Here is a 13654-nt window from a genome sequence, read left to right on the forward strand (position 1 = left end):
GCGCCGAGCATGACCCGTCGTGGCAAGCTGCGGCAGACAGGCGGAATCCGGCCGTGAGCCCCCTTGTCGAAGGCCCATCCTGCAGCCATTCACCGAGCGTCGGGTTATGCGCCCTGACGCTCAGTGAATGAATCCAGGCGGTGAATTGGGGAAGGCATGACAGAACGTGGCAAATCCCTGAAACGGCGCAATCGCGCGCATCAACGGGAAGAAACGCTCCAGGCCTTGACATCCTCCGGGCTGAGGCGGGGGCGGGAAAAGCGCGGGCGCATCGGCCGCCATGCCCGGCTGAGATCGTACCACACGGTTTCCGTCGGACGCTGTTCCGCCTCAAAAGAACTTCGCCGCAATGTCCGTGCTGGATCGCTGTCCGATCGCATCATAGTGCGCATCGAGGAAGGCCTGCGCTTTCCGCACCCCAAGGGCATGCAGCCGCCGAAGGAAAGCCGCGTCCGCATTGAGCTTGGACGAGGCATTCAATGCCGCGAGTTCGGCCTCGGCGTCGATCGTGTGGATGTTGATGCGCAGATACTGCCCGTTCGACAGCTCGCCCGTGTCGATCAGGTCAGTAACGAACCTGATCATCCGCATCTCCCGCATCAGCGACGAATTGAACGCCAGCGTATTGACCCGGTCGATGATGCTGCGCATGTCGCGAGGCACCCGGGGAATGTTGATCGGGTTCAGTTGCACGATCAGGATATCCGGCCCGCCGCCCATGTAGATCAGCGGGAACACCGGCGGATTGCCGCAATAGCCGCCGTCCCAATAGTGCGACCCATCCACCTCCACCGCCTGAAACAGCGTCGGCAGGCAGGCCGAGGCCATGACCGCCGGCGCGCTCATTTCGTGCCGCTCGAACACCCGCAGGCGGCCGGTCAGCACATTCGTCGCGCAGACGAACAGCGGAGGCTGCGTACTGGCCCGCAGCCGCGGGAAGTCGACAGTGCGCTCCAGCAGGTCCAGTAGCGGGTTCGCATTCGCCGGGTTGAGCTCGTACGGCGAGAACACCTTGTTCATGACGTCGACGACCCGCCACATCGGCGAGAAATCCATGTTTCCCGGCCCCAGCATCCGGTCCAGCAGGCTCGGCCGCAGCGGCGAGGCCGCCGCCAGGTCGGAGACCCCGTTCCAGAACGCGGCCAGTCGTGCCCGCGCCGCCTGCGGGCCGCCGCGGTCCAGGCCGTCCACCAGCACGACCGCGTTCATCGCGCCGGCACTGGTGCCGACGACGGCCTCGATTTCCAGCCGCGGATCGTTCAGCAGGCAGTCCAGCACGCCCCAGGTGAAGGCGCCATGCGACCCGCCGCCCTGCAAGGCAAGCTTGATCCGCTTCCGGTTCGCCGGCGTCCCGTCTGCCGCTTCGCCGGTCATTTCACCAGCAACCGAACGGCCGGAGGGCCGTCGAGACAGACTGCCCGCCGGTCATGCCGGGCGGGGGCAGGCAGGCAATTTCCTGTACGCACATGCGCATCAAATGCTCAGTCCGGTTCAATTGCACACACTCCAATCAACCGGCAGCGGTTCTTTCGCCAAACTATAACATTCTTCGTCCTGGGATGAGGATAATAAAGGCGTGCTGCCGCTGTTGCAGCGAACGCGCCGGTGGCTGCCTGGTACGCCATCGGGGCAGACGACTTCAGTCGCACAACAGGTCGTTCATGCGCTCGTTTTCAGCCGTGCCAGTGCAGATCGGGTGAAATATGCCGCAAGCCCTTACCGAATTCCTCATGCCGGTGCCCGCGCGCCTGGAGACACCGGGCCGCCGGCTCGGCGAGGTTGCGACGCTGGGCCAGTCCCGGTCGCCACTGGACCTGTCCGCGGCCTGGGACGAGCACGCCGTCGATGCCGCCCGGCGCGCGGTCCCGGTTTTTCGACGTGCTGCGTGAGGTCGGCAACGGCGTCGTCGCCCAAGCGCGGACCCTACGCGAGGCACATCTGGTGCGGATGTACGAGTATGAACTCGTGCTGGATGGCCGCACGCTGCCGCGGCCGGTGAACTACATGCTGGTGCAGATCCTGCCCGGCGATGCCGTCCCGGCTGGAACGGTCGAACGAAGTCCCGCACAACACCGAGCCGTTCCGCAGCCTGGGCGCCGATCGGCGGGCGCGGATCATCGCCGAGCAGACGCTGATCGTGGATTTCGCCACGGATGTCGCCATCACGGCGCTGCCGTCGCTGATCCCGCTGGCGGCGGACCGGGGGCGGGCGATCGAAACGGTGCAGGACATCGCTGGCGACACCGCCGCGATGAGCGAAACGACCTTGCGCATGCTGGTCCGCCTGCGCGAGACGTTGCGGTGTGCGCCGCTGTCGCTCGGCGCGGCGGCGCGGGAGCCCGCCGGGAAGAAGGCAAAGGCGCATCCTGTGCCGGAGCCGGCGGCAGGCGGTTGAGCCCGGGCTGCGAGGTTAACCATGATCGTTTTGCCGTCGCCGGGACGTGCGGGTCCGGATCGGTGTTTTGACGCGTGGAGGATGGGATGCCGCCGGCCCTGAAGTTCGAGGATTTCGAGGCGCGGCTTGCCGGAACGGCGCCTTCCGAGGCCTGCGTATCGGTGCGCGTTCCCGCCGCGGACGAAACCGATCTCGCCTGTGAGATCCACCGTCCCTCCGGCGCAATCAGCGACCTGCTGGTCTTCTACCACGGCGGCGGCGCCAACCGGCGGGCGGGCTACGGCCGGCTTGCCGCGGGCCTGGTGCGCCACGCGCCGCTGGCGGTCTGCCTCGTTGACATGCGCGGCCATGGCGACTCCGGCGGGCGACGCGGTCATGCCGAGATACCCTGGGTCATCTGGGACGATGTCGACTGCGTCGTTTCGCAGATGACGCGGGACTTTCCGGGCGTCGCGATCCATCTCGGCGGTCATTCGAGCGCGGCCGGGATGCTGCTGAATTACCGCACCGTGCACCGGCCGCGGACCGAGGTGCGCAGCCTCGTCCTGCTGGCGCCGGAGTTCGGCTACCGCGCTGGATTGTACCGGCCTCGCGACCGGTCGCACGGCCCATTTGCCCGCGTCCGGCTGTGGCCGTTCCTGCTCAATGCCTTCTCGGGCGGCATGATCGGCGGCGGTCTTCCGGCTGTCAGCCTGAACTACCAGGGATCGCGGCTTGCCGAGGAAATCGGTTGCGTGTCGCGCTATACGGTCAACATGGCGCTCGCTGTCACGCCGGCCGATCCGGCCGGGCAACTGGGCCAGTTGGACCTGCCGACCTGGGTCGGGATCGCCGACGAGGATGAACTGGTCGATGCGGCGAAGCTCGACGCGTTTCTGGCCCGGCATGGGCCATCCGCGCTGAGGCGGGAAGTCATAGCGGGAACGACGCATCTTCGTATCATCGTTGACGCCGTGACACCGGTTCTTGCGGCTCTTGGTCTTTGTCCCGGGGCTTCGTCGCCGGCTGCGGAGAAGTCATCAGCCGACACGCCCGGCAATTGCTGATGCGACCTGCCGTGCCGGCCGATCGCGCCGCGGCGGGCCTGCCTTTTCGAACGTGATATCCGCAAGGCCTATGCTATAACCCGCTATGTGTACCAGGCGGATCGCGACGGTGCCGGAAGGACCGGGCGCGGCCTCGAACCGCGGCGGGGGATGGACGATGCCATGACCGATGCAGCGCAGCCCGACATCGTGGAACATGTTTCCTCGACAGATTTCGCATCGACGGTTGAGCGGATCGCCAATGCGATTACCGCGGCCGGCCTGACGCTGTTCGCGCGCATCGACCACGCCGCCGGTGCGCGGGAGGCCGGGTTGGCGATGCCACCGGCGACGGTGCTGATCTATGGTCATGCCAAAGGCGGCACGCCCGTCATGCTGGCCGCACCGGCGACGGCCCTCGATCTGCCGCTGCGTGTGCTGGTGCGCCAGCGCGAGGATGGCCAAGCGGTGATTGCGTTCCATCCCGTTGCGGCAATGCTCCGCCGGGCCGGCGTCGCCCCTGACCTGGCCGCGCGCCTGGAACCGGCGCAACATCTGCTGATCAAGGCGGTCGCGCAATAATCATGCAACGTCGATCGCGGCCAGGGTGTGGCGGGCGATCATTTCTTCCTCGTTGGTCGGGATGACGAACACCCGCACCCGCGACCGGTCCGAGGAAATCACCTGCGCGCTGCTCCGGTTCGCGCTGCGGTCCAGTTCGACGCCAATCCATTCCATCCCCTCCAGCACGCGCTCGCGCACGTGCCAGGCGTGTTCGCCGATGCCGCCGCAGAACACGATGGCGTCGATCCCCTTGAGCACCGCGGCCAGGCCGCCCAGTTCGCGCCGGATGCGGAAGACGAAGTATTCGATCGCCTGTTGCGCTGCCGGACTGTCCGATGCCTCCAGCTCGCGCATGTCATGCGAAACGCCCGACAGCCCCTTCAGGCCGGACTCGCGATACAGCAGATCGACGATCGCGTCCGCGCCCATCTGCTTCTCCTGCATCAGGTACAGCACGACGCCGGGGTCGAGCTGGCCGCAGCGCGTGCCCATCGGCAGGCCGTCCAGGGCGGTGAAGCCCATCGAGCTGGCGACCGACAGGCCGTCGCGGATGGCGCACATCGAGGCGCCGTTGCCCAGATGCGCCACCACCACCCGCCCGGCGGCATGCAGCGGCGCGATCTGCCGCAGGCGGCTGGTGACGTACTCGTAGGACAGGCCGTGGAACCCGTAGCGCCGCACGCCTTCCTCATAGAAGCGCCGCGGCAGCGCGAAGGTGTCGTTGACGAACGGATGCGCCCGGTGGAAGGCGGTGTCGAAGCAGGCGACCTGCCGCACGTGCGGCCATGCCTGCTGCGCCGCCTCGATGCCGGCGATATTGTGCGGCTCGTGCAGCGGCGCCAGCGGCACCAGCGTGCGCAGATAGTCCAGCACCGGATCGGTCACCACGACCGGGGCGTCGTAGCGCGTGCCGCCGTGCACCACCCGGTGCCCGGCCGCGCTCACCTCGATCTGCGGAAACGCCGATTGGCGCCAGGCGAGGATGCGGCGCAGCGCATCGGTGTGGAAGCCGTCACCGGCCGCGGTCCAGGTCTCCTGGTGCGCCGGCTTTCCGGCATTGTCATGAACCGCGAGATGACGCTGCGCGCCGGTCATTTCCACCAGGCCGGTCGCCAGGGCCGCGTGGTCTTCGCCCTCGACTTCGAACAGCGCGAACTTGATCGACGACGAGCCGGCATTCAAGGTCACGACATAACGGGTCATCCTGCGGTCTCCTGGCGAGCTGCGACAGCGCTCTGGCCGGTAGCCTGCCAGTGCGCGTACGGGACCGCAACGGCACAGAAGAACAGGCGCGACTGCTCGTCGCCGGCCCGGCTGGTCAGCATGACCGGCACCTTGGCGCCCATCACCAGCCCGGCGCCTTCCGCCTGCGCGGCGTAGGTGAGTTCCCTGGCCAGGATGTTGCCGGCCTCCAGGTTCGGAACGATCAGGATGTCCGCGGCGCCGACGAGCAGGGACGTCAGTCGCTTGGTCCGGGCGGCGGTCAGGCTGATGGTGTTGTCCATCGCCAGCGGGCCGTCGACGACGCCGCGGATCGGCCCGCGGTCGCCCATCTTCGCCAGCACTGCGGCGTCCAGGGCAGCCTGCCGGCGTCGGTCATCAGCGGCTCGGCCAGGCGGCCATGGCGATGAAGGAATGGCGGGAAATTGCCATCGCCTGCTGGAACCCGGCGAGCGAGCAGTCCACGACGCGGCCATGCAGATCGTCGCGCGGCGCGAAGGCGATGGAATGGATGACGAAGTCGAGCTTGCCCCATTCCCGGCCGATGCGCTCGACCACCGCTTCCATCTGGCCGGGCTGCTCGACGTTCAGCGGCAGGATCAGCGACGCGTCGAGTTGTTCGGCCAGCGGGCGGACATGGGGTTCGGCCTTCTCGTTCAGGTAGGTGACCGCGACCTCGGCGAAGGCGCGCAGCGTGACCGCGCAGCCATAGGCGATGCTGTCCTGGTTGGCGATGCCGACGACCAGGCCGCGCATGCCGCGCAGCATGTCGCCGACGCGGCTGTCGGGGTCCCAGACCTCGGCCAGCGGATCGATGGCATGATGTCCGGGCTGTTCGACTGCGATGCTCATGGAATCGTTTTCCTGCTCGGCAGCATGTTCGGGCTGCAACGCGACGGATACCGTGAGCTGTGGCAAATAAATATGTTGTTTCTATTGCAGTTTTCTTACGCGATTTGCCTGCCGCCGCTGCGCGGAAGCGGAATTCCACCCGGAGATGACTGGTGGCTGGCACGGTGGGAAGTGCCGGCCGGGGCTTCATCAATGCAACCCGCTTCCATACAGGACGCATGACGCGGCGACAGTGGGTGGATCGCCCAGAGCCTTGGCGCCGTGCGGGAATGGGACGTGTTCATTCACGACGTCCTCGTTTACCCGGCGGCAGACGCGGAGTCCGGGATCGACTTCGCAGAGTTGCGCCAGGCCCAGGCACGGGCCGGTGTTCCGGAGTTGGCAGCAGAATCAGAGATAACCCGGGCTGGCAATGGCGAATTGTCATGGAACTGTCATTGCGTCACCATCGCCGCACATCCTACAGCAGACCGCAGGTCGGTTGGGACAGGGCAACGGCGCACCCGCATCGTCATGGCCCGGCTCGTCCGGGCCACCTGTCGCGGCACACGTGCTGGAATAGGTGGCCCGGACAAGCCGGGCCATGACGAGTGAGGTGCGCCGTCGCCGTGTCTCAACCAACCAGCGCTCTGCTGTATCGCTACGAAAAGCGCCACTCCGACGGTGCGCCGGCGACGTTCGAGGTCTCGGTGTTTCTGTTCGCGGTTGAGCGGCAGTTGCGGAAGTGGCCGGAAAAGACCGAACGCAAGACACGCTGGTACGACATAGGAACGGCGTCCGAGCTGGTCACGCCAGCGGATCTCGGCGAGGTTCTTCGGCACACCGCGCGCCGCCTCATGGTCACGCCTTCCCGGGCTGGTCAATTGCCGGATAGCGTGGGCGAAGAACATGAGGGGCCGGGCGTGCCGCCGATGGGCTGACGGATGGATGCGGGACGTCCCGGTCGCGCGCGGCGCCGGGCTGGATTGCCCAACCAGGGTGGATGCGAAACGTGCCGCCGTGGCGACCGGTTCAGGCGATTATCCTGGAGCCTTGTCGTTCCGTGAGCTTGTCCTCAGCCAGCCGTTGATTGGCGCGTCGAAGCTGCCGGGCGCGCCAGGTTGAACTTCCGTCTTGAGCTTGTAATAGGGGCAAAACCCCGGGCACGCATGTGCAGCATACGCTCGAAACTGGAACGACAGGCACGGAATTCCGCCATTTTTTGGCATCCAACTGCGGAACGATATGGACAATCACCAAATTCGCCCGGGGTTTTGCCCCTATTACAAGCTCATTGAGCTTTTCATAACCCATTGACGATATTACATAAAACGCCGTATGGCCGTCTCCTGCCGGCTGCATGGCGAGCCCCGGCAGGTCGAACGCCTTCTGCTGCACCGGCGGCCGCCACATCACCACGATCAGCGGATACAACGGGTTCATTTCGGTGGTGACAGTGTTGCGCGTCGCGTCGCCAGATCGGCCAACAGCGTGCGGAAGCTGTGCACCGGCAGTCCATCCGGTGTCATGCCTGTCGTCTGCTTCCTGATCGCGGCCTGGGATCGCTGTACCGGCGCCACCACGCTGCGGCGGCGGATTTTGACCTCGTCCGTAGGCCAGCGGCAGGCCGTCCGGCGTGACCACCACTTACGGGCAGTCGGGCCGTTTGTCACGGCTGTAACCATGACGGCACTTGTCGCCCTCCGGCACGTCCGCGGCATTGATCTCGAATACGTGCTGGTCAGATCGCAGAGGAGCACATCGCATTCGGCGTTGAACAGGTCGCGCCAGCGAGCCGGGTTCATTCCGCCATCAGCAGCCGTGCCAGCGCCTCCGGCTCGGTCAGCATCGGGTAGTGGCCGGTATCCAGCTCGAGCCACCGTGCCTTCAGCGTCTCCGCCGCGCGCCGCTGGTGCGCCAGCGGCGGGTTGGCGCTCTGCCGGCACCAGATCACCGCGGCGTTCCAGTCCTGCCGCCAGAAGCTGTTCAGCTGCACCGGTTCCGTCATCGCCGCGACCGGGTGCGGCGTGTAGCGCGCCAGCGCCCATTTCTTCATCGGCGCATCCAGCGAGACGAACATCCGGTTGGCGGCATCCTCCCGCGTTGGCCCGGTATCCAGCGCGGTGGTCACCGCGGCCGGCCGTTTCACGTGATCCGCGATCGTCTCGCCGTCGAACAGGGCCAGCGCGTCGGCCAGGACGATGCGGCCGATGCGCTCGCGGGCGGTTTCCGCCACCCGCGCGGCGACCATGCCGCCGCAGCTTGTGCCGACCAGGACGATGTCGTGCAGGTCCTCGAAGAACAGCATGTCGGCGATTTCCGCCGCCTGGCTTTCGGTGGTGATCCCCGGTCGCAGCGCATGACGGCGTTCGGCGCAACCGTCGAGCGTCGGGGCGAAGACAGCGTGCCCGGCCGCGCGCAGATGCGGCGCCACGCGCTGCCAGATCCAGCCGCCCTGGTAGGCGCCGTGCAGCAGGACATAGGTTGCCATGTGCCTTTCCTCCCTGTGTCTGTCCGGGCAGATCAGCACAGCCCTGCGGGAAGCGCCAATCTGGCCCGTTCCCCGGAAAGCGTGCATCCTGGCGAAAACACCGGGAGAACCGTCATGACCGTCCAGACCGTGAATTTCTACAGCGAGGGCACAAGGCTGTCGGGTAACCTGTATCTGCCCGACGGGCTCAGGCCCGGCGAGAAGCGCGCCGGCATCGTGCTGTGCCATGGCTATACCGGCGTGCGGAACCTTTACCTCCCGGATACCGCCCGGGAACTGACCGCCGCCGGCTATGTCGTGCTGACCTTCGACTACAAGGGCTGGGGCGACAGCGACGGGCCACGCTCGCGGCTGTCGCCTTATGGCCGCGTGCTCGACTCCCAGGCGGCGCTGACGTTCCTCGGCGCCCAGTCCATGGTGGATCCCGCCCGGCTGGGGCTGTACGGCACCAGCTACGGCGGCGCCACGGTGGTCTGGACGGCGGCGGTCGATCCGCGGGTCAAGGTGGTGGTCTCCGTCGTCGGCATCGGCCACGGCCGCCGCTGGATGCGCAGCGTGCGCCGCCCGGACGAGTTCGTCGACCTGCTCGCCCGGTCCGAAGGCGACCGCGTCCGGCGCGTGCTGACCGGCGAGTCGGAATTCGTCGACCGGGGGGAAATCCTGCTGCCCGACCGCCAGTCCGCCGAACTGGCGGCAGCGGCGCGCAAGGGCAATCCTGGCGCCGCCGGCGAGATCCCGCTGGAGTTCATCGACGACACGCTCGGCTTCCATCCGGAGTGGGTGGTGGACAAAATTGCCCCCCGGCCGGTGCTGTTCATCACCACCGACGACGACCGCCTGGTGCCGCCCGAGGAAAGCGAGTCGCTCTACGCCAGGGCCGGCCAGCCGAAGAAGCTGGTGGTACTGAAAGGCTGGGGCCATTACGAGGTCTACACCGGCGAGGCGTTCCTGGAGGTGATCGAGCCGACCCTCGCCTGGTACCGCCACTACCTGCCGGCCTGAATGTGGGCGTGGACAGGCGCGCCAAGGATCGCTATCGGGCAGCGCCTGTTTGCCTGGAGAAATCCCGATGTCCGATGACGTCCCACCCGACCGCCTGTCCAGTAACCCCAGAAGTCCGTACTACAACGAGGAGTTGCTGCGCCGCGGCGTCGGCATCCGCTTCAAGGGGATTGAGAGGAACAACGTCGAGGAATACTGCGTCAGCGAAGGCTGGGTGCGCATGGCCGTCGGTAAGACCCTCGACCGCCGCGGCAATCCGTTGACGGTGAAGGCGCAGGGCGTGGTCGAGCCGTATTTCCGCGATGCCGAAGCCGCTGCGGACAGCGAGACACCGGACGATGGGAATTCCGGGCCTGCTTGACCGGGTTGGGGCTGAGAGGTTGGAGCACTTGCTATCTGGGGGAACCGGCTCCGTGTGACACGCAGCCGGCATGGCGGGCTTGGGAGCATCCTGCCGGCCTGCGGTCTGTATGGTGCGGTGCCTCCCCGGCCGGGACGCGGTGGCGGATGATGTATGTCTGTTCGCACAGAGAAGGAACTGAGCACGGCGGAAGGCCTCTGAGGATCAGGGGAACAGCGCGCGACCGGGTGCGGATGTTGCTGTCGTACCAGGCGGGTTGATCGATCCGGCAAGGTGGCGTTGGGTGGCGCCTGTCGTCTCCTTATCGTCATGGCCTGGCGTGTCCCGGCCATTTGCGCTTCGACGGTGGGGGTAGATGGCCGGGACACGCCCGGCCATGACGGAGAGGTACGGGCCTCGCCCATTTTCACCCATCGTGGTGGCCGCGCGCCGCCAGAGGGACTGTGGTGATATGTTCGGACGATCGTGCCGTACGCCCGTCGCCTGTAATCCCCGATCCGCCGCAACGCCGGTAACGGCGGTCCAGGCCGGAGGCGTTTGCACCGTCCTGTTGCGCCACCGCCAGTTCGCCAGAAAAATGACTCTGCTGCCCCCACAATGCAGGCTGGTTGTCTCCACTCATATCGGCTCGCCTCGAAAGCGGTTGCGCTCAGACGGCAATCACCAGGTCGCTATAGCCGACGATCCGCTGGTCGTGCGTCAGCAGGCGAAGCGGCGTCGTCAGCGCCTGCGCGATCAGGATCCGGTCGAACGGATCCGCGTGCAGCGGCGGTAGCGCCTCGACCGCCGCGGCGTGCGCGGGTGAGATATTCAGCAACTCGAACCCCGCGTCCTTGAAATAGCCCAGCGCCTCCTCCCCCGAGATCGGCATGTCGTTCGGACCGCTACGGGCCAGCGCGTGCTTGATCGAGATTTCCCATACCGTGGCGGCGCTGACGACGATGTCGTTTTCTTCATCGTCGATCAGCCGGCGGGCCTTGGCGGACAGGCGGTCGTCGTCGGCGATAGCCCACAGGGCGACGTGCGTGTCGAGCAGCAGCTTCACGCCGCCGGGCCGGCGAACAGCGCGGCGATCGCCGCTTCCTGGTCATCGATGCTGGCGGGCACCGTGAACTTGCCCTTGGCGACGCCGATGCGCCGACCGGTCCTGGCCGGCTGGATGGCGACCAGACGCGCGGCCGGACGGCCGTTGCGGGCAATGATGATCTCCGCCGCGGATCCTGATTCGACCGCATCCACGAGGCGTGACAGGGTCGACTTGGCTTCCAGCATGTTGACAGCGGTCATCGCGATGGTCCTTAGCTAGACCAGACCAACCTAATTCCTTGAGCCCTGGAATTCAAGCGCAAAGCCGTCACATGAATGGCTGCCCTTTTGCTGCAACGATAACAACAACAGGAGATCCTCGATGCCGGCGACGGCTTCGGTGCATTTCGATCCGCGCGATCCTGCCTTTGTCGCCAATCCTTATCCGGTATTCGACCACCTGCGCGCCACCGCGCCAGTCTGGAAAGCGCCGTTCGGCCGCTGGTTCCTGACCCGCTACGAGGACTGCAACCTGCTGCTGCGCGACCGCCGCTTCGGCAAGGACTACACCGCCCCAGACGCGCTGAAGCAGCGCTTCGGGCCCACCGCGTTGCAGGAGCCGGCGGTGGTCGAGCTGACCCACATGATGTTGATGCGCGATCCGCCGGACCACACGCGGCTGCGTGGCCTCGTCACCAAGGCCTTCACCGCCCGCCGCATCGAGGCGCTGCGCGAGCGGGTGCGGGCGATGGCGGACGGACTGCTCGACCAGGTGATGACGGCGGGGCGGATGGACGCGATCCGCGACCTGGCCTTCCCGCTGCCGGTGATGGTGATCTGCGAGCTGCTGGGCATTCCGGAAGCGGACCGGGACCGTTTCGTCAAGGGCTCGACCTCGGGCGCGCCGCTGCTGGACCCGCGGCCGCCGACGCGGGCGGAGCTGGACGCGGCGAATTTCGGCACCCAGGCCAGCGGCCTGTATTTCGAGGCGCTGTTCGAGCAGCGCCGGCGGGAACCGCGCGACGACCTGATCACCCAGCTCGTGCAGGCCGAGGAAGCCGGCGACCGCCTGTCCACCGCCGAGCTGCGCGCCAACGTCAACCTGCTGTTTGCCGCCGGGCACGAAACCACCGTGAACCTGATCGGCAACGGCCTTGCCGCGCTGCTGCGGCAGCCGGAGCAATGGCGGATCCTGCGCGACGATCCGTCGCTGATCCCGAATGCGGTGGAGGAAATCCTGCGCTATGAAAGCCCGGTACAGGCGGTCTCCCGCATGCTGGCCGAGCCGGTGGAACTGAGCGGCGTCGCGCTGGATCGCGGGGAACTCCTGGTCGCGCTGATTGGCGCCGCCAATCGGGATCCCGCGATGTTCGCTGACCCCAACCGGCTGGACGTGACGCGGAAGAACCCAAACCCGCTGTCGTTCGGCGGCGGAATTCATTTCTGTCTCGGCGCACAGCTGGCGCGTATCGAGGCGGCGGAGGTGTTCGGCGTCCTGCTGCGCCGCATCCCTGGCCTGCGCCTGGCGGCGCCGGATCGCGTGGCGTGGCGGCCGAGTTTCGCGCTGCGGGGCCTGATGGAATTGCCGGTGGCGTGGGGGTAGCGTCACCACCGCCCGGCGCGGCCGTTGCCTCACCGTCATGGCCGGGCTTGTCCCGGCCATCCGCCCCCTGCCGTTGAAGCGCAGCTGACCGGGACAAGCCCGGCCATGACGATATGGAGACGATTACTCTCAACGCCCATCGGCATCAGTTCCGGCGTTCCTCCGGGGCCAGCACGTAATGCGGTGCCTCGCCCGCCAGCGCGCGCCGGACATTGGCGATGGCGCGCCGCAGCCCGGCCTCGATCATGCCGGGGACGGAGGCGGAATTGTGCGGCGAGCCGATGACGTTCGGCAGCGACAGGAACGCATAGTCCATGCGGAAGACGCCGTGGCGCACCGGCTCCACCCACCAGGCGTCGATGCAGGCGAAGAAATCCGGATGCGCCTGAAGGTGCGCGAACAGCGCGGCCTCCTGGATGATCTCGCCGCGCGCGAGGTTGACCAGGATGGCGTCGGGCTTCATCAGCGTCAGTTCCCGCGCACCAATCAGGCCGCGCGTTGCCGGGGTCAGCGGCGTGCTGATGACCAGCACGTCGGAGGCCGCCAGCAGCGCATCCAGGTCGCGGATCGCGCCGAGCCAGTCGGTGGGCGCGTCGGAGCGTCCGCTGCGGTTGACGGCGTGGATGCGCATCCCCAGCGCGCGCGTTACGCGGGCCATCGCCTGGCCGATGCCGCCGAAGCCCAGGATGCCGCAGGTCCTGCCCGCCAGCATCCGGTTGCGGGTATGCTGGTTGAATTCGCCGCGCGCGAGGGCGGCGTGCTCGATCGGCAGTCGTTTCGCGGCCGCCAGGATCAGCGCCAGCCCGTGCTCCGCCATCGGCTCGGCGTAAGCGCCGCCGTTGCTGGCGACCGGAATGGTTGCAGGAAGCTGGTCGAACCGGATGAAATCGATGCCGGCGGTGACGAACTGGACCAGGCGGGCGGATTGCAACAGCCCGGCCTCGTTCGGACGCAGTTCCTTGCCGGTGTCGTGGGCCAGGACCGCCGCGGCCGATCGCAGGGTTGCGGCGCGCGCGGCGTCGTCGAGATCCGTCAGATAGACCGGTTCGGCGGCGCTGCCGAGCGCGTCGGCAACGACGGCGCGCTGATGCGGAGGCAAGGCGAAGGTGACAGCAACGATCGGTGTCATCGGCGT

18 protein-coding genes and 1 pseudogene are annotated in these 13654 nt (G+C 67.1%); 10 read left to right on the forward strand and 9 right to left on the reverse strand.

The features are described 5' to 3' along the window. Positions 1–330: 330 nt before the first annotated feature. The gene (locus CCS01_RS05990) at positions 331–1374 is read right to left on the reverse strand and encodes a patatin-like phospholipase family protein (protein ID WP_104517919.1); all 1044 of its coding nucleotides are present in this window, start codon (positions 1372–1374) and stop codon (positions 331–333) included. Positions 1375–1703: 329 nt separating this feature from the next. Here CCS01_RS05990 and CCS01_RS34145 point away from each other — a divergent pair, with 329 nt between their 5' ends. From CCS01_RS34145 to CCS01_RS06010, 5 genes and pseudogenes are all read left to right on the forward strand, one after another. Then, positions 1704–1889: a hypothetical protein gene (locus CCS01_RS34145; protein ID WP_104517920.1), complete on the forward strand. Its 186-nt coding sequence runs from the start codon at positions 1704–1706 to the stop codon at positions 1887–1889. Next, positions 1846–1986: pseudogene (locus CCS01_RS35980) on the forward strand (hypothetical protein); the annotation flags it as partial. The gene CCS01_RS34145 and the pseudogene CCS01_RS35980, both read left to right, overlap by 44 nt. 43 nt (positions 1987–2029) lie before the next feature. Further along, positions 2030–2395, forward strand: coding sequence for a hypothetical protein (locus CCS01_RS35010; RefSeq protein WP_104517921.1), 366 nt, complete (start codon positions 2030–2032; stop codon positions 2393–2395). A gap of 86 nt (positions 2396–2481) precedes the next feature. Then, positions 2482–3441, forward strand: a complete 960-nt coding sequence (locus CCS01_RS06005) for an alpha/beta fold hydrolase (protein ID WP_104517922.1) — start codon at positions 2482–2484, stop codon at positions 3439–3441. A 162-nt stretch (positions 3442–3603) separates the two neighbouring features. Then, a complete protein-coding gene (locus tag CCS01_RS06010; RefSeq protein WP_104517945.1) occupies positions 3604–4002 on the forward strand; it encodes a DUF302 domain-containing protein in 399 nt (132 codons plus the stop codon). On the opposite strand, the gene CCS01_RS06015 is transcribed toward CCS01_RS06010, so the two are convergent. Genes CCS01_RS06015 through CCS01_RS06025 form a run of 3 tightly spaced genes read right to left on the reverse strand, consistent with a single transcriptional unit; the run spans position 4003 to position 6057 of the window. Next, complete coding sequence (locus CCS01_RS06015; RefSeq protein WP_104517923.1) at positions 4003–5187, reverse strand: acetate/propionate family kinase; 1185 nt, start codon at positions 5185–5187, stop codon at positions 4003–4005. Further along, complete coding sequence (locus CCS01_RS06020) at positions 5184–5549, reverse strand: phosphate acyltransferase (RefSeq protein WP_239992018.1); 366 nt, start codon at positions 5547–5549, stop codon at positions 5184–5186. The genes CCS01_RS06015 and CCS01_RS06020 overlap by 4 nt, the downstream gene beginning before the upstream one ends. Positions 5550–5583: 34 nt before the next feature. After that, positions 5584–6057, reverse strand: a complete 474-nt coding sequence (locus CCS01_RS06025) for an SDR family oxidoreductase (protein ID WP_338049966.1) — start codon at positions 6055–6057, stop codon at positions 5584–5586. Between CCS01_RS06025 and CCS01_RS32570 the strand changes: the two genes are divergently transcribed. Both CCS01_RS32570 and CCS01_RS06030 read left to right on the forward strand, forming a co-directional pair. Then, positions 6025–6279, forward strand: a complete 255-nt coding sequence (locus CCS01_RS32570) for a hypothetical protein (RefSeq protein WP_146101579.1) — start codon at positions 6025–6027, stop codon at positions 6277–6279. The two genes, CCS01_RS06025 and CCS01_RS32570, sit on opposite strands and share 33 nt — an antisense overlap. 386 nt (positions 6280–6665) lie before the next feature. Then, positions 6666–6977 carry an NUDIX hydrolase gene (locus CCS01_RS06030; protein ID WP_146101580.1) on the forward strand — a complete coding sequence of 104 codons (312 nt, stop codon included), beginning with the start codon at positions 6666–6668 and terminating at the stop codon, positions 6975–6977. Between the two features lie 91 nt (positions 6978–7068). Here the strand turns inward: CCS01_RS06030 and CCS01_RS32575 are convergent, their stop codons facing one another. Beyond that, entirely contained in the window at positions 7069–7683 is a 615-nt protein-coding gene (locus CCS01_RS32575; RefSeq protein WP_146101581.1) for a hypothetical protein, read from the reverse strand. A 154-nt stretch (positions 7684–7837) separates the two neighbouring features. Beyond that, entirely contained in the window at positions 7838–8527 is a 690-nt protein-coding gene (locus CCS01_RS06035; protein WP_158258250.1) for an alpha/beta fold hydrolase, read from the reverse strand. Positions 8528–8641: 114 nt separating this feature from the next. Here CCS01_RS06035 and CCS01_RS06040 point away from each other — a divergent pair, with 114 nt between their 5' ends. Together CCS01_RS06040 and CCS01_RS06045 are read left to right on the forward strand one after the other, a co-directional pair. Next, positions 8642–9529, forward strand: a complete 888-nt coding sequence (locus CCS01_RS06040; RefSeq protein WP_158258251.1) for an alpha/beta hydrolase — start codon at positions 8642–8644, stop codon at positions 9527–9529. A gap of 67 nt (positions 9530–9596) precedes the next feature. Beyond that, positions 9597–9890, forward strand: a complete 294-nt coding sequence (locus CCS01_RS06045) for a DUF3297 family protein (RefSeq protein ID WP_104517927.1) — start codon at positions 9597–9599, stop codon at positions 9888–9890. Positions 9891–10539: 649 nt separating this feature from the next. Here CCS01_RS06045 and CCS01_RS06050 read toward each other — a convergent pair. After that, positions 10540–10935 carry a type II toxin-antitoxin system VapC family toxin gene (locus CCS01_RS06050; RefSeq protein ID WP_193540109.1) on the reverse strand — a complete coding sequence of 132 codons (396 nt, stop codon included), beginning with the start codon at positions 10933–10935 and terminating at the stop codon, positions 10540–10542. Next, entirely contained in the window at positions 10932–11177 is a 246-nt protein-coding gene (locus CCS01_RS06055) for a type II toxin-antitoxin system Phd/YefM family antitoxin (protein WP_104517928.1), read from the reverse strand. Before CCS01_RS06055 ends, CCS01_RS06050 begins: the two co-directional genes overlap by 4 nt. 121 nt (positions 11178–11298) lie before the next feature. On the opposite strand from CCS01_RS06055, the gene CCS01_RS06060 reads away from it, so the two are divergent. Next, on the forward strand, positions 11299–12519 hold the full coding sequence (locus tag CCS01_RS06060) for a cytochrome P450 (protein ID WP_104517929.1): 1221 nt from the start codon (positions 11299–11301) through the stop codon (positions 12517–12519). A gap of 145 nt (positions 12520–12664) precedes the next feature. Here the strand turns inward: CCS01_RS06060 and CCS01_RS06065 are convergent, their stop codons facing one another. Next, positions 12665–13648 carry a 2-hydroxyacid dehydrogenase gene (locus CCS01_RS06065; RefSeq protein WP_104517930.1) on the reverse strand — a complete coding sequence of 328 codons (984 nt, stop codon included), beginning with the start codon at positions 13646–13648 and terminating at the stop codon, positions 12665–12667. Positions 13649–13654: the final 6 nt, after the last annotated feature.

This window comes from Rhodopila globiformis, assembly GCF_002937115.1.
Taxonomy (GTDB): domain Bacteria; phylum Pseudomonadota; class Alphaproteobacteria; order Acetobacterales; family Acetobacteraceae; genus Rhodopila; species Rhodopila globiformis.